15 protein-coding genes are annotated in these 17192 nt (G+C 69.9%); 6 read left to right on the forward strand and 9 right to left on the reverse strand.

What is annotated here, in order from left to right; translation table 11 throughout:
- Positions 1 to 42: 42 nt before the first annotated feature.
- Both VGN74_RS06915 and tig read right to left on the reverse strand, forming a co-directional pair.
- Positions 43 to 684 (reverse strand): ATP-dependent Clp protease proteolytic subunit, encoded by a 642-nt coding sequence (locus VGN74_RS06915; protein ID WP_298277239.1) that lies wholly within the window; start codon positions 682 to 684, stop codon positions 43 to 45.
- Positions 685 to 786: 102 nt separating this feature from the next.
- Positions 787 to 2130: a trigger factor gene (gene tig, locus VGN74_RS06920; RefSeq protein ID WP_327446615.1), complete on the reverse strand. Its 1344-nt coding sequence runs from the start codon at positions 2128 to 2130 to the stop codon at positions 787 to 789.
- 172 nt (positions 2131 to 2302) lie between these two features.
- Here tig and VGN74_RS06925 point away from each other — a divergent pair, with 172 nt between their 5' ends.
- Positions 2303 to 2977, forward strand: coding sequence for an MBL fold metallo-hydrolase (locus VGN74_RS06925; RefSeq protein WP_327446616.1), 675 nt, complete (start codon positions 2303 to 2305; stop codon positions 2975 to 2977).
- On the opposite strand, the gene VGN74_RS06930 is transcribed toward VGN74_RS06925, so the two are convergent.
- Positions 2974 to 3255 (reverse strand): hypothetical protein, encoded by a 282-nt coding sequence (locus VGN74_RS06930; RefSeq protein ID WP_327446617.1) that lies wholly within the window; start codon positions 3253 to 3255, stop codon positions 2974 to 2976. The two genes, VGN74_RS06925 and VGN74_RS06930, sit on opposite strands and share 4 nt — an antisense overlap.
- Positions 3256 to 3334: 79 nt before the next feature.
- On the opposite strand from VGN74_RS06930, the gene VGN74_RS06935 reads away from it, so the two are divergent.
- A complete protein-coding gene (locus tag VGN74_RS06935) occupies positions 3335 to 3496 on the forward strand; it encodes a hypothetical protein (RefSeq protein ID WP_327446618.1) in 162 nt (53 codons plus the stop codon).
- Positions 3497 to 3606: 110 nt separating this feature from the next.
- Positions 3607 to 3840, forward strand: coding sequence for a general stress protein (locus VGN74_RS06940; RefSeq protein ID WP_327446619.1), 234 nt, complete (start codon positions 3607 to 3609; stop codon positions 3838 to 3840).
- Between the two features lie 69 nt (positions 3841 to 3909).
- Here the strand turns inward: VGN74_RS06940 and egtB are convergent, their stop codons facing one another.
- Positions 3910 to 6054 carry an ergothioneine biosynthesis protein EgtB gene (egtB, locus tag VGN74_RS06945; RefSeq protein WP_327446620.1) on the reverse strand — a complete coding sequence of 715 codons (2145 nt, stop codon included), beginning with the start codon at positions 6052 to 6054 and terminating at the stop codon, positions 3910 to 3912.
- 315 nt (positions 6055 to 6369) lie between these two features.
- Between egtB and VGN74_RS06950 the strand changes: the two genes are divergently transcribed.
- Positions 6370 to 6843: a sigma-70 family RNA polymerase sigma factor gene (locus VGN74_RS06950; protein WP_327446621.1), complete on the forward strand. Its 474-nt coding sequence runs from the start codon at positions 6370 to 6372 to the stop codon at positions 6841 to 6843.
- Between the two features lie 3 nt (positions 6844 to 6846).
- Here VGN74_RS06950 and VGN74_RS06955 read toward each other — a convergent pair whose 3' ends face one another.
- The 5 genes from VGN74_RS06955 to VGN74_RS06975 form a co-directional block, all read right to left on the reverse strand.
- Positions 6847 to 6996 (reverse strand): hypothetical protein, encoded by a 150-nt coding sequence (locus VGN74_RS06955; protein WP_327446622.1) that lies wholly within the window; start codon positions 6994 to 6996, stop codon positions 6847 to 6849.
- 87 nt (positions 6997 to 7083) lie between these two features.
- A complete protein-coding gene (locus tag VGN74_RS06960) occupies positions 7084 to 8295 on the reverse strand; it encodes an acyl-CoA dehydrogenase family protein (protein ID WP_327446623.1) in 1212 nt (403 codons plus the stop codon).
- 76 nt (positions 8296 to 8371) lie between these two features.
- Positions 8372 to 8677, reverse strand: coding sequence for an SCP2 sterol-binding domain-containing protein (locus VGN74_RS06965; protein WP_327446624.1), 306 nt, complete (start codon positions 8675 to 8677; stop codon positions 8372 to 8374).
- A gap of 87 nt (positions 8678 to 8764) precedes the next feature.
- Complete coding sequence (locus VGN74_RS06970) at positions 8765 to 9451, reverse strand: TorF family putative porin (RefSeq protein ID WP_327446625.1); 687 nt, start codon at positions 9449 to 9451, stop codon at positions 8765 to 8767.
- Positions 9452 to 9542: 91 nt separating this feature from the next.
- Positions 9543 to 11015 carry an ammonium transporter gene (locus VGN74_RS06975; protein WP_414643530.1) on the reverse strand — a complete coding sequence of 491 codons (1473 nt, stop codon included), beginning with the start codon at positions 11013 to 11015 and terminating at the stop codon, positions 9543 to 9545.
- A gap of 205 nt (positions 11016 to 11220) precedes the next feature.
- On the opposite strand from VGN74_RS06975, the gene VGN74_RS06980 reads away from it, so the two are divergent.
- Both VGN74_RS06980 and gltB read left to right on the forward strand, forming a co-directional pair.
- A complete protein-coding gene (locus tag VGN74_RS06980; protein WP_327446626.1) occupies positions 11221 to 12660 on the forward strand; it encodes an NAD(P)-dependent oxidoreductase in 1440 nt (479 codons plus the stop codon).
- Positions 12657 to 17189, forward strand: coding sequence for a glutamate synthase large subunit (gene gltB / locus VGN74_RS06985; protein ID WP_327446627.1), 4533 nt, complete (start codon positions 12657 to 12659; stop codon positions 17187 to 17189). The genes VGN74_RS06980 and gltB overlap by 4 nt, the downstream gene beginning before the upstream one ends.
- Positions 17190 to 17192: the final 3 nt, after the last annotated feature.

The following is a 17192-nucleotide window of genomic DNA, read 5'->3' on the forward strand; positions in this document are numbered from 1 at the left end:
GCGTCGCCCCGCGCGGCGGGGCGACGATGCCGACGGCAGGGATCAGACCGACTTGACCCCGTCGTCCTCGGCCTGCTCGCGACGGTCATAGACGTGGTCGACGATGCCCCAGGCCTTGGCTTCCTCGGCGTTCATGAAGTGGTCGCGGTCCAGCGTCCGCTCGACCTCCTCATAGGTCCGGCCGGTGTGCTTGACGTAGATCTCGTTCAGCCGGCGCTTGGTCTTGATGATGTCCTCGGCATGGCGCTCGATGTCCGAGGCCTGGCCGCGGAAGCCGCCCGAGGGCTGGTGCACCATGATGCGGGCGTTCGGCAGGGCGATGCGCTGCCCGGCGGCGCCGGCGGTCAGCAGCAGCGAGCCCATCGAGGCCGCCATGCCCATGCACACCGTCGTCACCGGCGACTTGATGTACTGCATGGTGTCGTAGATCGCCATACCCGAGGTCACCACCCCGCCCGGGCTGTTGATGTACATGGAGATTTCCTTCTTCGGGTTCTCCGACTCAAGAAACAGCAGCTGGGCGCAGATCAGCGACGCCATGCCGTCCTCGACCGGCCCGGTCAGGAAGATGATCCGCTCGCGCAGCAGGCGCGAGAAGATGTCGAAGGCCCGTTCGCCGCGGCTGGATTGCTCCACCACCATCGGCACCAGGTTCATGGTGAGGTTGTCGATCGGATCGCGCATGAAGGCCTTCTCGGAGTGCGAAAAAAGCGCGGGACGACTCATCGCCGCCCCGCTTGCTCCAGATATCGCGTCCCGAAGGCCGCGGCGCAACCTGCGACCGGTTTACGCCTCGTCCTCGTCCTTGAGCAGCTCTTCCTTGGAGATCGGGGCGTCGGTGACCTCCGCCAGGCCGAAGATCAGCTCGCACACCTTCTCCTCGTAGATCGGCGCGCGCATCTGGGCGGCCGCGCCCGGGTTCTGGCGGTAGAAGTCGAGCACCGCCCGCTCCTGACCCGGATAGTTGCGGGCCTCGGCCAGGATCGCCTGGTTCAGCTCCTGGTCGGAGACGGTGACATTGTTGGCGCGGCCGATCTCGGCCAGCACCAGACCCAGGCGCACGCGGCGCTCGGCGATCTTGCGGTACTCGGCCTTGAGGTCGTCGTCCGATTTCTTCGCATCCTCTTCCGGCAGACGGCCGGCGGCCTTGTCGGCCTCGACCTGGCGCCAGATGCCGTCGAACTCGGCTTCCACCATCTTCGGCGGCAGCGGGAAGTCGTGGGCGGCGTCCAGCTGGTCCAGCAGGGCGCGCTTCAGCTTGAAGCGGGCGGCGCCGGCGTATTGCTGGTTCAGGTTCTGCCGCAGCAGGTCCTTCAGCTTGTCGAGCGACTCCAGACCCAGACGGGTGGCGAACTCGTCATTGATCTCGGCGTCCTTGGCGGCCTTCACGGCCTTGACCTTGACGTCGAAGGTGGCCGGCTTGCCCGCCAGATGGGCCGCCTGGTAGGCCTCGGGGAAGGTGACCTCGAGGGTCTTCTCCTCGCCGACCTTGACGCCCTTGAGCTGCTCCTCGAAGCCCGGGATGAAGGTGTTCGAACCGATCACCACGGCGGCGTCCTCGGCCGTGCCGCCCTCGAAGGCCTCGCCGTCGATCTTGCCGACGAAGTCGATGATGACCTGGTCGCCGTCCGCGGCCTTCGGGGCCTTGCCGCCCTTGTCCTCATAGCTCTTGGCCTGGCCGGCCAGTTCCTTGAGCGCCTCGTCGAGGTCCTCGTCCGAGGCCTCGTAGACCGGACGCGACAGCTTCAGGGCCTTGGGATCGGCCGGGGTGAAGTCCGGCATCACCTCCAGCGACATCTCGTACGAGAGGTCCGCCTCGCCGGCGACGACCTTGTCGATATCGCTGACCATGGTCATCTCGGCCGGGGCGGCCGGGCGCAGCTTGGCATCGTCCAGCGCCTTCTGGCTCGACTGGTTCAGCTCGGTGTTGACGATCTCGCCCATCAGGTCGCGACCGAAGGTCTTCTTCACGTGCGAGACCGGCACCTTGCCCGGGCGGAAGCCCTTGAGGCGGACCTGCGGGGCCACTTCCTTCAGGCGAGCATCCAGCTTGGCGGTCAGCTCGGCGGCGGGGATGGTGACCGCGATCACGCGGCTCAGGCCTTCGTTCGACTTTTCGACGACTTGCATGGAGTGGGGTCTGACGCTCTGGGGCGGCCTGGACGGCGGCGCGCGGATTGCAGGAAACACAAGGGCCGCCCCCGTCAGGGAGCGGCGCCTCGAAGCCCGCCCTTATGTCGAGAACAGCCGCGAAGGTCAACGCGAGGTTCCGTCCCGGCGCGTCAGGGGCTAACGGAGAGGCATGACCGCCTCCCCTGCCCCCCTCGGCGTCTTCGTCACGCCGGTCACGCCGCTCCAGCAGAACTGCACCGTCGTCTGGTGCACGACGACGCAACGCTGCGCCGTGATCGACCCGGGCGGTTCGGTTGACGCCGTGCTCGGCGAGGTCGCCCGCCGCGGCCTGACCGTCGAGGCCATCTGGATCACCCACGGCCACCTTGACCACGCCGGCGGCGCGGCCGAGATGCAGGAGAAGACCGGGGTGGAGATCATCGGCCCGCACCGGGCCGACCAGTTCTGGATCGACGGCATCGCCGCCCAGGGACAGATGTATGGCGTGCCGGAAGCCCGAGGCTTCACCCCGACGCGCTGGCTGGCCGATGGCGACACGCTGACGCTCGGCCAGACCCGCTGGCAGGTGTTTCACACCCCGGGCCACACCCCGGGCCATGTCATCTTCCATTGCGCCGAGGCGCGCTTCGCCCAGGTCGGCGACGTCCTGTTTCGCGGCTCGGTCGGCCGGACCGACTTCCCGCAGAGCGACCCGCAGGCGCTGATCCGCTCGATCGTCGAGAAGCTTTGGCCGCTCGGGGACGACGTGACCTTCGTGCCCGGCCACGGGCCGGTCTCGACCTTCGGCCAGGAGCGGCGCGACAATGCCTTCGTCGCCGACCGCGTCCTGGCGTCCCGCGCCTAGCGCCGCAGCATCAACCCGACGATCAGGCCGGCCCCGAGGCCGTAGGCCAGCGCCCGGGTCGGGGCCTCGCGGATGTGCTCGCGCGTGGCCTGGACCCGCCCGTCAGCCCAGGCCCGCCCCTTGCGCAGGTCCTCGCGCACGCTTTGCCTGAGCGAGGGCGAACGGGTCGGCGGGGCCACGGAGTCAAGGTCGACGCCAGGCGCGAAGCCCGGCCCGGACATCGGGCTGTCGGCGGGCGCCGCGAGGGCGTCGTGGTCGCGGGGGGTCGGGTCAGTCATCGGAAGGTCTCCTCTCGGGTGTCCCGGGGTGAACACGACGGAGCGTCCGGCCGTTCCCTATCGGCAAGGAGACATTCCCATGACCCACACAGACCCCTTCGCCCCGCCCCTGCCCGAGCCGGAAACCGGTCCGCCGGGCATCGACCTGCCCGGGGTGGACGCGCCGGCGGTCCCGGACGAGTCCCCGCCGCCGACACCGGCGCCGACGTCGCCCATCCGGTCGCCGCAGGACCCCGGCTGAACCGTTCGGCGCGGCTTGAGGCGTCCTTCACCGAACCCTGTGCGTTGCGGAACCGCGGCCGTTTCGGGGGGTTTGCTGAAGATCACATCCATCCACGGAAGGAGCCACGAATGGCCGACAGCTCAACGCCCCGCGCTTCCGGCGTCTCCAAGCGAGGCTTCGCTTCGATGGACCCCGAGCGCCAACGCGAGATTGCTCGCAAGGGCGGGGCCAGCGTTCCCAGCGAGAAGCGCAGCTTCTCGCAGGACCGCAACCTCGCTGCCCAGGCGGGCCGAAAGGGCGGCGAAGCTTCCCACGGCGGCCGCAATCGGCCTGACGGCGAACGTCCCGCCACCGGCGGCTAAGGTCAGCCGGCTCCACGCGACGACGAGGCGCAGCGGTTTCGCCGCTGCGCCTTTTCTCTGCGCCGGACGTCAGGCGGCCGACAGCAGCGCGAGCGCGACCGCGGGCGCGGGACTCTGGTGAAACGCCTCCAGCCGCCAGCCGCTGCGGGCCGCGAGCGCCTCGACCATGGCCCGGTCGAACTTGTGCGCGCTCTCGGTGTGAACCGACTCCCCCGCCGCGAACACCACCTCGGCGTCGCCGGCGAGGAAGCGCAGAGGACGCCGGGCCACCAGGTGCATCTCGATCCGTCGCAGGTCGGCGTTCCACACGGCACGGTGATCAAAGTCGTCCGGCGAAACCGCCGCGCCGAGATCCCGCTGCATCCGGGCCACGAGGTTGCGATTGAAGGCCGCGGTGACGCCCGCCGCATCGTCGTAGGCGGCGACGAGGGTCGCCTCATCCTTGATCAGGTCTACCCCGAGCACGAACAGGGCGTCGTCCCCCAGCAGACGTCGGGCCGCGGCGAGGAACCGGCGTTGCTCGCCCGGCGCCAGATTGCCGATGGTCGAGCCCGGGAAGAAGCCGATCCGACGGCCGCGGGGCGTACCTGTCGGGAGCTGCACCGCCGACAGGAAATCGGCCTCGAGGGGCAGCACCTTCAGCCCGGGATAGGCGTCCGCCAGCCTGGCGGCGGCGCCGTCCAGCGCCGCAGGACTGATGTCGATCGGCACATAGGCGGCCAGATCCGGCGCTGCATCCAGCAGAAGACGCGTCTTTTCACTCGCCCCGGAACCGTATTCGACCAGCACCGCCCCCGGACCGAAATCGGCCGCGAGATCCTTCGCGGTCTGCCGCAGCAGTCCGAGTTCCTGACGGGTCGGATAGTATTCCGGCAGGTCGGTGATCTGCTCGAACAGCTCGGAGCCAACGGCGTCGTAGAACCACTTCGGCGAGACCTGCCGGGGCCGTCGGGTCAGCCCCGCACCCATGTCGTGGGCGAAGCGGCGGGCTTCGGCGCCGGCGTCCCGGGCCAGCCGGACGCCGCTGAAGGCCCAGCGCTGGTGCGGGTAATAGAAGTTCCGGTAGCTGGCGCGGGCGTGGCTGTCCGGCGTGGCGAAGGCCGAGCCGCGCAGCACCATCTGGTTGGCCATGAACTTGCCATTGTACTCCGAGGCCGTGCCGGGCGTCGGCCGGAACCCCGGATAGGGCGCATAGGCCGAGCCGGTCCATTGCCACACCTCGCCGAACAGGCCTGACAGCCCTGCCGGCGAGGCGGTGGCCGCATGTTCCCATTCCGCCTCGGTCGGCAGACGGGCCCCGGCCCAGCGGGCAAAGGCGTCCGCCTCGTAGAAGCTCACATGGCGCACGGGAGCCGCCGGATCCACCGGCCGGCGTCCGGCCAGGGTCATGACGCTCCAGTCGCCATCGCCCTCGTCGCGCCAGTACTGGGGCGCATTCCAGCCATTGGCCTGAACCGCCGCCCAGCCGTCCGCCAGCCAGAGCTCGACGCGCCCGTACCCGCCGTCCTCGATGAAGCCGAGCCAGTCGCCGTTGGTGACGAGGTCATGCGCCAGCTCGAAGGGCTGGAGCCAGACGGGGTGCCGCGGCCCCTCGTTGTCGAACGCAAAGCCCGCGCCCGCTGCGGCGCCGATCTCGACCTGCCCGCCGGCCAGGGCCGTCCAGCCGCCCGGCGTCGACGGGGCAGCCGGCTTCGCCAGACGCGGTTCCCGGGCGTAGGCTGCCGGGTCCAGCGGCGAGGCCGCCATCAGCGCAAGCAGGTCCGACAGGAACAGTTCCTGGTGCTGCTGGTCGTGATGCAGCCCCAGCTCGAACAGATAAGCCTCGAGCGGCGAGCCCGGACCGTCCTGCAACCAGGCGCGCATGCGGGCGTCGATCTCGTCCCGGTAGGCCAGAACCTCGGCCACGCCGGGCCGGGTGACGAGTCCCCGGGAGCCTCGGGCCACCCGATGGCCGACCGAGTCATAGTAGGAGTTGAAGATGGTCTGCAGCTGCGGGTCCACCGGCAGGTAGCCGGGATCGCGCGAGAGGATCATGGCCTCGAAGAACCAGCTGGTATGGCCGAGGTGCCATTTGCCGGGACTGGCGTCCGCCATCGCCTGGGCGGAGAGGTCTTCGTCGGACAGGCCGCGCGCAAGTCCGGGCATGACGGCCCGCACCTCATCATAACGGCGGGCCTCCGGCCGGGCGAGAACCCGGATCTTCGCAGCGTGCATCGTCGACATACCCCCATGCGACAGCCTTGCTGTCACCCTAGCACCATACGCGCGGGGGGCCGTCGGGTTTCATGTTCCCGGACCGGAACCACTCCCCGAACCGCCTCGCCGCCCTGTGTCGCCGTCCTCTGTCGCCGCCCTGTGTCGGCGGCCGGATTTAGGAACGGCCGGTCGGGGGCCACGTTGGCGTTTGCAGGCCATCCGGTCCCGTCCCTGTTCCCGCGAGTCGCCATGTATGGATCCCTGCCTGAGCCCCCCGTTCGCCCCCAGCCCGGGCGCCCGCCGCGGATGAGCGAGCGGGAGTGGCGTGACGGCATGCTGGCGCTGCTGCCCTCGCTGCGCGCCTTCGCCTGGTCCCTGGCCCGCAATGGCGCCGACGCGGATGACCTGGTGCAGGAAACGCTCATCAAGGCGTGGGGGAACCGCGACAAGTTCACGCCGGGCACCAATCTTCGAGCCTGGCTTTTCACGATCCTGCGCAACACCTGGTACACCACGGTCGGCAAACGCAAGCGCGAGATCCCCGATGAAGACGGGCACTTCGCCGAAACCCTGACCGCGGCGCCGAACCAGGAATGGCGCTGCGAGCTGACGTCGCTGAAGGCGGCGCTGGACCAGCTGCCGCCCGATCACCGGGAGGCGATCGTAATGGTGGGCGCCGCGGGCCTGTCCTACGAGGAAGCGGCGGAAATCTCGGGCTGCGCCCTCGGCACGATCAAGAGCCGCGTCAACCGCGCCCGGAACCGTCTCGCGCGGGCGCTGGACATGCCGAGGCCCGGGGGCGCCTGATCCTCAGACGTCCCAGCGGCGGATCGGCGGGAGCTCGCCCGGCAGGGTCTCGACGAGCCGCGTCAGCCGCTCCGGAACCGGTTGCGCCTCGACGCTGGAGAAGGCGTCGCGGACAGCGCGGTCAACATCCTTGCGGGGCGGCTTGCGGGGCATCGGCTGTCTCCTCCCCGCCATTTGGGGAGACGGACAGCTTCCGAGAAAGGGTCAGGGCGTCTTCTGCGACAAGACGCCCTGCCTTGTTCAGCGGACCGGGCGGCCGCCGTGTTTCGCGTACTCCAGCCGGGCGATGGTGCGGTTGTGCACCTCGTCCGGCCCGTCGGCGATGCGCAGGGTGCGGACCGTGGCATAGAGCTCGGCCAGCGGCGTGTCGGGCGAGACTCCCGCGCCGCCGAACGCCTGGATGGCGTCGTCGATCACTTGCAGCGCCATGCGCGGCGCGGCGACCTTGATCTGGGCAATCTCGGACTTGGCGCCCTTGGCCCCGACCTCGTCCATCATCCAGGCCGCCTTGAGCACCAGCAGGCGGCACATCTCGATGTTGATGCGCGCCTCGGCGACGCGCTGCTCCCACACCGAGTGCTCGGCAATGGCCTTGCGGAAGGCCGTGCGGCTGAGGAGGCGCTCGCACATCAACTCCAGCGCCCGCTCCGCGCAGCCGATAACCCGCATGCAGTGATGGATGCGGCCCGGCCCGAGGCGCCCCTGGGCGATCTCGAAGCCCCGCCCCTCGCCGGCGATCAGGTTCTCGACCGGCACCCGAACGTTTTCGAGCACGACCTCGGCGTGGCCGATCGGCAGTTCGTCATAGCCGAACACCTTGAGCATCCGCTCGACACGGAAGCCGGGCGTGTCGACGGGCACGATGATCTGGCTCTGCTGCTGGTGGGTCGCGGCGCCCGGGTCGGTCTTGCCCATGACGATGGTCACGGCGACGTTCGGGTGGGCCATGTTGGTCGACCACCACTTGCGCCCGTTGATGACGTAGTGATCGCCGTCGCGCTCGATCCGGGTCTCGATGTTGGTGGCGTCGGAGCTGGCCACGCCCGGCTCGGTCATCAGGAAGGCCGAGCGGATCTCGCCCGCCATCAGCGGCTTGAGCCAGCGCGCCTGCTGGTCTGCGTTCCCGTACATATGGAGGACTTCCATATTGCCGGTGTCGGGGGCGTTGCAGTTGAACACCTCGGCGGACCACAGATGCCGGCCCATCAGCTCGGCCAGAGGCGCGTACTCGAGATTGGTCAGGCCGGCGCCATGCTCTCCCGGCAGGAACATGTTCCAAAGGCCCGCCTCCCGGGCCTCGGCCTTGAGCCGCTCCATGGTCGGCGGCTGCCGGCGCGGGGCCTCGGCCACCTCGGCACGATAGGTCTCCTCGGCCGGAATGACCCGCTCATTCAGAAAGCGGGAAACCCGCTCGCGCCAGTGCTCGGCGCGTTCGCTGGGCTGGAAATGCATGGGGCGTCCTCCTCGACGCAAAACGGCGCGGCCCCGGGGGACCGCGCCGCTCGCAAGATTACTGTGTGACCAAGGCTCAGCGCTTCAGCAGCGGAGCGAGCTTCTGGGCGATCATCATGTCGCCGTCGATCTTCAGCTTGCCCTGCATGAAGGCCATCATCGGATCGAGCTTGCCCTCGGACAGGGCGATGAAGTCGTCCCAGCTGATCCGCACCGTGGCGTCCGCCGGCTTGTCCTCGTTGGTGACCGTGTTCGGCGACGAGGCGCCGTCGATGAAGATCTTGCCGGCGTCGCCGAGGTCGAGCTTCACGGTCTTGCCGAGGCCGGAGCTGTCGCCGACGGCGCTGCGGATGTGGTCAGTCACGGAAGCCAGGTCGGCCATTCGCGTCTCTCCTTGGGAGGAAGTTGGGACGGAAGGCCTAACCCGGCCGCCGGACGGCGCCAAGATCACGTTGCGGAAAGCAACGGATCAGAACCCGATCTTGAGGCTGGCGACAAACCGGTCCTCGCTGAGCGGGGTATCCACGTCGGTGTCGTGGTAGCGGAAATCGAGCACGGCCTCGTCGGTGAGGGCGTAGCCGGCGCCGATGTTCCAGGTGGTGTAGTCGTCCGACACATCGAGGGCCTGGTGGCCGAGGGCGGCGGACACCGACCACTTGTCGGACACGGCGAAGGCGATGTTGCCCTCGTAGTAGACGGCTTCCTCGTCCGCAGTCCCGAAGAAGTCGGGCGAGTAGAACACCACCGCGCCGATCGTCGCCGGCCCCACGGCCCGCGAGGCGGCCGCCTTGAGCTCGTAGTAGGTGTAGTCGGCCGCGCCAGGCTCACCCGGATAGAAGTAGCCGACGATGCCGAAGTCGAGGGCGTAGCCGGCGGCTTCGGTGCGGTAGCCGCCGTAAAGGTCGATCTCGCCGTCCGTGTCATCGCCGAACTCGACGTTGGACGCCCAGGCGCCGACATAGAAGGACCCAAGGGTCGCGTCGACACCGCCCTGGAACGCGACGCCCTCGTCGGTCTGGCTGAAGCCGCGGAAGACGTAGTCGGAGGTGACCCCGATGTTGAACGCCACTTCCGGATCCTGGGCCGAGGCGGCGCCGGCGGCCAGCACCGCCGCAGCGGCGGTCGCGGCGAAAGCCGCGGACTTGATGAACTTCATGATTCAATCCCCTCTGAGAGATCCGCCCCCGGTCGGGCCGCGGACAGGTGGAGCCGCCGGCGCCCTCGGGCGGACGCCGGCGACAATTCGATCAGACGTGGTCGAGCGCCTCGCCATGCAGGTGCGAGTCGAGGCCCTCTTCTTCCTGGGCCTCGGTCACGCGCAGGCCAGTGGTGAACTTGCAGATCAGCAGGATCACGAAGGTGGCCACCGCGCTCCAGGCGACGGTGAAGGCGAGACCCATGGCCTGGTTGGCGATATTGGCGCCTTCCGACAGACCGTTGATGGCCGTCGAGGCGAACACCCCGGTCAGCAGGGCGCCCAGCAGGCCGCCGGCCCCGTGGATGCCGAAGGCGTCGAGGCTGTCGTCGTAGCGGAGCAGCTTCTTGATCCACACCGAGGCCGCGTAGCAGAACGGCCCCGCCGCCGCGCCGATGATCACCGCGCCCTTGGGATCGACGAAACCGGCAGCCGGGGTGATGGCGACCAGACCGGCCACCAGACCGGACAGCACGCCGATCAGCGACGGCTTCCGCTTCTCGATGACCTCGACGATCTTCCAGGTCAGGGACGCGGCCATGGCGGCCAGCAGGGTGTTGAGTAGCGCGACGCCGGCGAGCGCATCCGCCGCCCACGCCGAACCGGCGTTGAAGCCGATCCAGCCGACCAGCAGCAGCGAGGCGCCGATCATCGTCAGCACCGGGTTGTGGGCCACGATCGGCGACTGGCCATAGCCCTTGCGGGCCCCGAGGAAGATGGCGCAGACCAGCCCGGCGACGCCCGAATTGACGTGCACCACGGCGCCGCCGGCGAAATCGAGCACTCCGGCCGCGCCGAGGAAACCGCCGCCCCAGACCCAGTGGCAGATCGGCGCATAGACGAAGATGGTCCAGAGCGCCGTAAACAGCAGCAGCGCCGAGTACTTGATGCGCTCGGCGAAGGCGCCGGTGACCAGCGCGGGCGTGATGATGGCGAAGGTCAGCTGGAAGGCGATCCAGAGGAACTCCGGCAGGCCCGGGGCCGCCGAATAGGCCGTCTCCATGGTCACGCCATTGAGGAACGCGGCCTCAAGGCCGCCAATGACGGACTGAACCTCGTCCCCCGAAAACCCGAATGCCGGCTGGCCGACGCCAAACGACAGGCTGTAGCCCACGGCGAACCAGCAAAGCGTCACGACCGAGGCCACCCCCAGCGACTGGGTGATGGTCGCGATCACGTTCTTGCGCCGCACCATGCCGCCGTAGAACAGCGCCAGACCCGGCAGCGTCATCAGCAGCACCAGCGCGGTCGAGGTCAGGATCCACGAGCTGGCCGCGCCGTCGATCTCCGCGACCGCCTGGTGCGCGAGCAGCGCCGGCGCCTCAGCCGCGGGCTCGGCGACCGCCTCGGCCACCGGCGCAGCCTCCTCGGCCACAGCCGGTTCGGCCGGCGCAGCCTCCGCCGCAACCTCGGCCGCCGGCGGCGGGGCCGGCTCCTGCGCAAACGCGCCCCCGACCCAGAACAGGGCCAGGGTCAAGAAACAGAGCGCAAGCGCGCCCGGTAGACGATTCAGGATTTGCGACATGCCAGTATCCCCCTTGCTATCTCGCAGATGCGAAATGTTTACCGCATTTTCACGACGCGCAAGGGGCCGATGCGTCTTACGCGCATTTTTCATGCGTATGTCGCTCGTCGCGCCACCCAGGACGCAAGTTTGTTGCGCCGCGCCTGCGAAGGGCCTAAGGTCTTCGTCCCGCGTTTTATCTGTGGTCAGAAGAGGGGGCGCCGCCATGGCCGACGCCAACCAGAAGTTCGTCATCGTGCCGCACGCCGCGCCGGCCAAAGCGCTCGCGGACGCGCGCGTGGAGAACTTTGCTGAAATCTACGCGGGGTTTGCCGATCCGGCGGCGCGCGACCAGTCGAGCCGCTGCGCCCAGTGCGGCGTGCCCTTCTGCCAGTCGGCCTGTCCGCTCGAGAACAACATTCCCGACTGGCTCCGCCTCGCCGCCGAGGGGCGCCCCGAGGAGGCTTGGGCCCAGGCCGAGGCGACCAGCGCCATGCCCGAGATCTGCGGCCGCGTCTGCCCGCAGGATCGCCTTTGCGAAGGCGCCTGCACGCTCGAGCGGTCCGGCTGGGAGACGGTCACCATCGGTTCGGTCGAGCGCTGGCTGGGCGATATGGCCTTCGAGAACGGCTGGGTTACGCCCGTGCGCCCCCGCGTCGAGCGGGGGCAGTCCGTGGGGATCATCGGCGCCGGCCCCGCGGGCCTGGCCGCCGCCGACCGGCTGCGCTCCGCCGGCTATGCCGTGACCGTGTACGACCGCCACGACCGCGCGGGCGGCCTGCTGACCTACGGGATCCCCGGCTTCAAGCTGGAGAAGCCTGTGGTGATGCGGCGCGTGGATCGCCTTGTGGACGGCGGCGTCACCTTCCGGCTGGGCGTCGAAATCGGCCGCGACCTGTCGTTCGAAGACCTGCGGACGGCCCACGACGCCGTGCTGGTCGCCACCGGCGTCTATCAGGCGCGGCGGCTGACCGCCCCGGGCTGCGGCTCGCGCGGCGTGATCCCGGCGCTCGACTATCTGATCGCGTCCAACCGCAAGGGCTTCGGCGACGAGGTTCCGGCCTTCGACGACGGCCAGCTCAACGCCGCCGGCAAGCGCGTGGTGGTCATCGGCGGCGGCGACACCGCCATGGACTGCGTGCGGACCGCCATCCGCCAGGGCGCCACCTCGGTCATCTGCCTCTACCGGCGGGATCGCGCCAACATGCCCGGCAGCGCCCGCGAAGTCGGCAACGCCGAGGAAGAGGGCGTCCGTTTCGAGTGGCTGGCCGCCCCACGGGCGATCCTCGGCGGCGCTGATGGCGTCACCGGCGTGCGTGCGGCCCGGATGGCCCTGGCCAGCCAGGACGCTGAAGGTCGCTGGACCGTCGAGGAGGTCGCGGGCGGCGACTTCGAGGTCCCGGCCGATCTCGTCATCGAGGCGCTCGGCTTCGAGCCGGAAGACCTGCCGACCCTGTTCGAAACGCCCGACCTTGCTGTGACCGAATGGGGCACGGTGCGCACGGCGCGGCGCACCAAGGCGACGACGCTGGAGGGCGTATTCGCCGCCGGCGACATTGTTCGCGGCGCCTCGCTGGTGGTCTGGGCCGTCCGGGACGGTCAGGACGCCGCCGCCGAAATCGACGCCTGGTTGGAGTCCCGTCTGTCTGAAAGGGCCGCGGCATGACCCGCCTCCCCGCCCCGCCTGTGGTCGCCTGTCCCTCGGACCAGGATTTCGATCCGGCCGTCTACCGCGCCGCGCGTCAGGCGCTGGCCGACGCCCACGCCTACGACCCGGCGTCGGAGCACGACGCCTGCGGCGTTGGCCTCGTGGCGGCCATCGACGGTCAGCCGCGCCGCGACGTCGTCGAGCTGGCCCTCAAGGCGCTGAAGGCCATCTTCCACCGCGGCGCCGTGGACGCCGACGGCCGCTCGGGCGACGGCGCCGGCATCCTGATCGGGCTGCCCCAGGCCTTTTTCGCCGCCCAGGTGCGCGACACCGGCCACGAGCCGCGCGATACGCCCCTGTGTGTCGGCATGGTGTTCCTGCCGCGCCTCGATCTCGGGGCCCAGGAGCGCGCCCGGACCATCGTCGAAGGCGAGGTGCTGAAGGCCGGATTCTACCTCTACGGCTGGCGCCAGGTGCCCCACCGGATCGAGGCGCTGGGGGCCCGCGCCGCGGCGACCCGGCCCGAGGTCGAACAGGTCATGCTGGCCGCCCCCGAGGGCCTGACGGGCGAGGCGCTGGAGCGTCAGCTCTATCTGGTGCGCCGTCGCATCGAGAAGCGCGCCCAGGCCAAGGGGCTGTCGGACTTCTACATCTGCTCCCTGTCGGCCCGCTCGGTCATCTACAAGGGCATGATGCTGGCCGAGGCGCTGGACGACTACTACCCGGACCTGCTGGACCCGCGGGTCACCGCCAATGTGGCCCTGTTCCACCAGCGCTACTCGACCAACACCTTCCCCGAGTGGCGGCTGGCCCAGCCGTTCCGGATGCTGGCGCACAACGGCGAGATCAACACGCTGCGCGGCAACGCCAACTGGATGAAGAGCCACGAGATCCGCATGGCCGCAGACGCCTTCGGCGACGACCAGGCGGCGGTGAAGCCGGTGATCCAGGCTTCGGGCTCGGACTCGGCCGCGCTGGACAACGTCTTCGAGGTGCTGGTTCACGCGGGTCGTCCGGCCCCCATGGTCAAGGCCCTCCTGATCCCCGAGGCGCGCGTCGAGGGGGTGATGAAGCCCGAACACCAGGCGTTGTACGAGTACTGCAATGCGGTGATGGAGCCGTGGGACGGCCCGGCCGCCGTGTGCGCCACTGATGGCCGCTGGGTCGTCGCCGGCAAGGACCGCAACGGCCTTCGCCCCCTGCGCCTCGCGCGGACCACGGATGGCCTGCTGATCTGCGGCTCGGAGGCCGGCATGACCGGCGTGGCCGAGGACCGCATCGAACAACGCCTGCACATCGGCCCCGGCCGCATGGTCGCCGTCGATCTGGAATCCGGCCGCTTCTACGACGAGGCCGAGCTGGTGGACCGGCTGGCCGAGGACCACCCCTACCGCGAATGGCTCGGCAACATGGTCGAGCTGGAGAACCGCGTCGGTCCCGGCGACGAGCCACGCCGCCTGTCCGGCGAGGCGCTGGTGCGCGCCCAGCTGGCGGTCAGCTGGACCGACGAAGACATCGAGGCCCTGCTCGACCCCATGGCGGGCTCCGGCAAGGAGGCCGTCGGCTCCATGGGCGACGACGCCCCGCCGACCGTGCTGTCCGAGATCGACCGGCCGTTCAGCCACTACTTCCGCCAGGCCTTCGCCCAGGTCACCAACCCGCCGATCGACTCCCTGCGCGAGGCGGGGGCGATGAGCCTCAAGACGCGCTTCAAGAACCTCGGCAACATCCTGGCCCAGGACGAGACCCAGACGCGGGTGTTCGTGCTCGACAGCCCGGTGCTGACCACCGGCATGTACGAACGCATGCTGGACCAGGTCGGGGCCGGCGCGACGGGCGTGATCGACTGCACCTTCGACGCGCCCTCAGCCGACGCCCCGTCGGGTGCGGCGCTCGCCGCGGCGCTGGAACGGATCCGCAGCGAGGCCTCGGACCAGGCACGCGGCGGGGCCGCCCTGCTGGTTCTGACCGACGAGCATACTGGCCCCGACCGGCCGATGATCCCGATGATCCTCGCCGTCGCGGCGGTGCACTCGCGGCTCGTCGAGGAGGGGCTGCGCTCCTTCGTTTCGCTGGTGGTCCGCACCTCCGAGACGCTCGACTCCCACGGCTTCGCGGTGATGGTCGGCTGCGGCGCCACGGCGGTGAACGCCTGGCTGGCGCAGGAGACCTTCCAGGCGCGGCTCGAGGCCGGCCGGTATCCCGGCCTGACGCTGCGCGACGTGTGCCTGAACTACAAGCGCGCCATCGAGGCGGGTCTGATGAAGATCCTCGCCAAGAAGGGCATCTCGGTCATCTCCGCCTACCGCGGCGGCTATGAGTTCGAGGCGCTGGGCCTGTCGCGGTCCCTGGCCGCCGAGTTCTTCCCCGGCATGACCTCCCGCATCTCGGGCATCGGCCTGCCCGGGCTGGAGCAGAAGGCGGTGCGCCAGAACGCGCGCGCCCATGACGGCGACCGAGTGCGCCTGCCGATCGGCGGGGCCCACCGCATCCGCGCCGGTCAGGAAAGCCACGCCTGGGACGCGGAGACCATCCACCGGCTGCAGGACGCCACGACCCGCAACGATTACAAGCGCTTCAAGGCCTATTCTCGCCGGGTTCGGGAACAGCCGGCGACCTTCCTGCGCGACCTGCTGGACTTTCGCGAGCCCGCCCAGACGGTGCAGATCGACGAGGTCGAGAGCGTTAACGAGGTGCGCAAGCGCTTCGTCACCCCGGGCATGAGCCTCGGCGCCCTGAGCCCCGAGGCGCACGAGACGCTCAACATCGCCATGAACCGCATCGGGGCCCGCTCGGTCTCCGGCGAGGGCGGCGAGGACCCCGAGCGCTATGTCACCCGGCCGAACGGCGACAACCCGAACAGCGCGGTCAAGCAGGTCGCCTCGGGCCGCTTCGGCGTCACCGCCGAGTATCTGAACCAGTGCCGCGAGATCGAGATCAAGGTGGCGCAGGGGGCCAAGCCCGGCGAAGGCGGCCAGCTGCCGGGCTTCAAGGTCACCGAGTTCATCGCCCGGATGCGCCACGCCACGCCCGGCGTCGGCCTGATCAGCCCGCCGCCGCACCACGACATCTATTCGATCGAGGACCTGGCCCAGCTCATCTATGACCTGAAGCAGATCAATCCGGACGCCCGGGTGACGGTCAAGCTGGTCGCCTCCTCCGGCATCGGCGCGGTCGCCGCCGGCGTGGCCAAGGCCAAGGCCGACGTGATCCTGATCTCCGGCCACAACGGCGGCACCGGGGCCTCGGCCATGGGCTCGATCAAGCACGCCGGCATGCCGTGGGAAATGGGGCTGGCGGAGGCGCACCAGGTGCTCAGCCTGAACGGCCTGCGCAACCATGTGCGGCTGCGCACCGACGGCGGCATCCGCACCGGCCGCGACGTGGTCATCGCCGCCCTGCTCGGAGCCGAGGAGTACGGCATCGGCACCGCCAGCCTGATTGCGGTCGGCTGCCTGATGGTCCGCCAGTGCCACTCGAACACCTGTCCGGTGGGCGTCTGCGTCCAGGACGAGCGGCTGCGCGCCCTGTTCACCGGCACCCCGGACAAGGTCGTCAACCTGTTCACCTTCATCGCCGAGGAGACCCGCGAGGTGCTGGCCTCGCTGGGCCTGCGGTCGCTGGACGAGGCGGTCGGCCGGACGGACCTGCTGCGGCAGGTGTCGCGCGGCTCGTCGCATCTGGATGATCTCGACCTCAATCCGCTGCTGGTGCGGGTCAGCGGCCAGCTGAACCCGCAACGCGGGCCGGAGACGGCGCGCAATCCGGTGCCCGACACGCTAGACGCCCTGATCGTGCGCGACGCCGCGCCGCTGCTGGAGCGGGGCGAGAAGATGCAGCTGACCTACTCGGTGCGGAACACCCAGCGCGCGATCGGCACCCGCACCTCGTCGCACATCGTGCGCCGCTTCGGCGATCGCCTGCCCGACGGCCAGCTGACCCTCGCCCTGCGCGGCTCGGCCGGCCAGTCGATGGCCGCCTGGGGCATGAAGGGCCTGCGCATCGAACTGGATGGCGAAGCCAACGACTATGTCGGCAAGGGCCTGTCGGGCGCGCACCTGATCATCCGGCCGACCACCTGGCGGCCCGGTCAGGCCATCGTCGGCAATACCGCCCTCTACGGCGCCACCTCCGGCGCCCTGCTGGCGGCGGGCGTGGCCGGTGAGCGCTTCGCCGTGCGCAACTCCGGGGCCGTGGCCGTCGTCGAGGGCGTCGGGGCCCATGGCTGCGAGTACATGACTGGCGGGGCCGTGGTGGTGCTCGGCCGGGTGGGCTGGAACTTCGGGGCCGGCATGTCCGGCGGCGAGGCCTTCATCCTGCAGGACCAGCCGGACCTGGAGGCGCACCTCAACGCCGAGGGCGTCATGGCCGTGCCGGTGCACGGCGAGGCCGGGGCGCGACTCAGGGCGCTTGTGGAGCGCCATGCGCGCGAAACCGGCTCGCCGCTGGCCCGTCGCCTGCTGGAGAGCTGGCCGGAGTCGCTCAAGCGCTTCGTGCAGGTGCTCCCGCGCGAGGCCGCCGCAGCCCACGCCAAGAAGCGCGCCTGAAAG

Origin of the sequence: Brevundimonas sp., from assembly GCF_035998205.1 — a bacterium.
Taxonomy (GTDB): Bacteria; Pseudomonadota; Alphaproteobacteria; order Caulobacterales; family Caulobacteraceae; genus Brevundimonas.

Bases quoted from the DNA above. Each gene is read 5' to 3' on its own strand.
- egtB (WP_327446620.1), bottom strand. From the start codon at position 6,054: ATGCACGCTGCGAAGATCCGGGTTCTCGCCCGGCCGGAGGCCCGCCGT.
- VGN74_RS06975 (WP_414643530.1), bottom strand. From the start codon at position 11,015: ATGTCGCAAATCCTGAATCGTCTACCGGGCGCGCTTGCGCTCTGTTTC.
- gltB (WP_327446627.1), top strand. From the start codon at position 12,657: ATGACCCGCCTCCCCGCCCCGCCTGTGGTCGCCTGTCCCTCGGACCAG.
- VGN74_RS06955 (WP_327446622.1), bottom strand. From the start codon at position 6,996: ATGCCCCGCAAGCCGCCCCGCAAGGATGTTGACCGCGCTGTCCGCGAC.
- VGN74_RS06940 (WP_327446619.1), top strand. From the start codon at position 3,607: ATGGCCGACAGCTCAACGCCCCGCGCTTCCGGCGTCTCCAAGCGAGGC.
- tig (WP_327446615.1), bottom strand. From the start codon at position 2,130: ATGCAAGTCGTCGAAAAGTCGAACGAAGGCCTGAGCCGCGTGATCGCG.
- VGN74_RS06965 (WP_327446624.1), bottom strand. From the start codon at position 8,677: ATGGCCGACCTGGCTTCCGTGACTGACCACATCCGCAGCGCCGTCGGC.
- VGN74_RS06980 (WP_327446626.1), top strand. From the start codon at position 11,221: ATGGCCGACGCCAACCAGAAGTTCGTCATCGTGCCGCACGCCGCGCCG.
- VGN74_RS06915 (WP_298277239.1), bottom strand. From the start codon at position 684: ATGCGCGATCCGATCGACAACCTCACCATGAACCTGGTGCCGATGGTG.
- VGN74_RS06960 (WP_327446623.1), bottom strand. From the start codon at position 8,295: ATGCATTTCCAGCCCAGCGAACGCGCCGAGCACTGGCGCGAGCGGGTT.
- VGN74_RS06970 (WP_327446625.1), bottom strand. From the start codon at position 9,451: ATGAAGTTCATCAAGTCCGCGGCTTTCGCCGCGACCGCCGCTGCGGCG.
- VGN74_RS06935 (WP_327446618.1), top strand. From the start codon at position 3,335: ATGACCCACACAGACCCCTTCGCCCCGCCCCTGCCCGAGCCGGAAACC.
- VGN74_RS06950 (WP_327446621.1), top strand. From the start codon at position 6,370: ATGCTGGCGCTGCTGCCCTCGCTGCGCGCCTTCGCCTGGTCCCTGGCC.
- VGN74_RS06925 (WP_327446616.1), top strand. From the start codon at position 2,303: ATGACCGCCTCCCCTGCCCCCCTCGGCGTCTTCGTCACGCCGGTCACG.
- VGN74_RS06930 (WP_327446617.1), bottom strand. From the start codon at position 3,255: ATGACTGACCCGACCCCCCGCGACCACGACGCCCTCGCGGCGCCCGCC.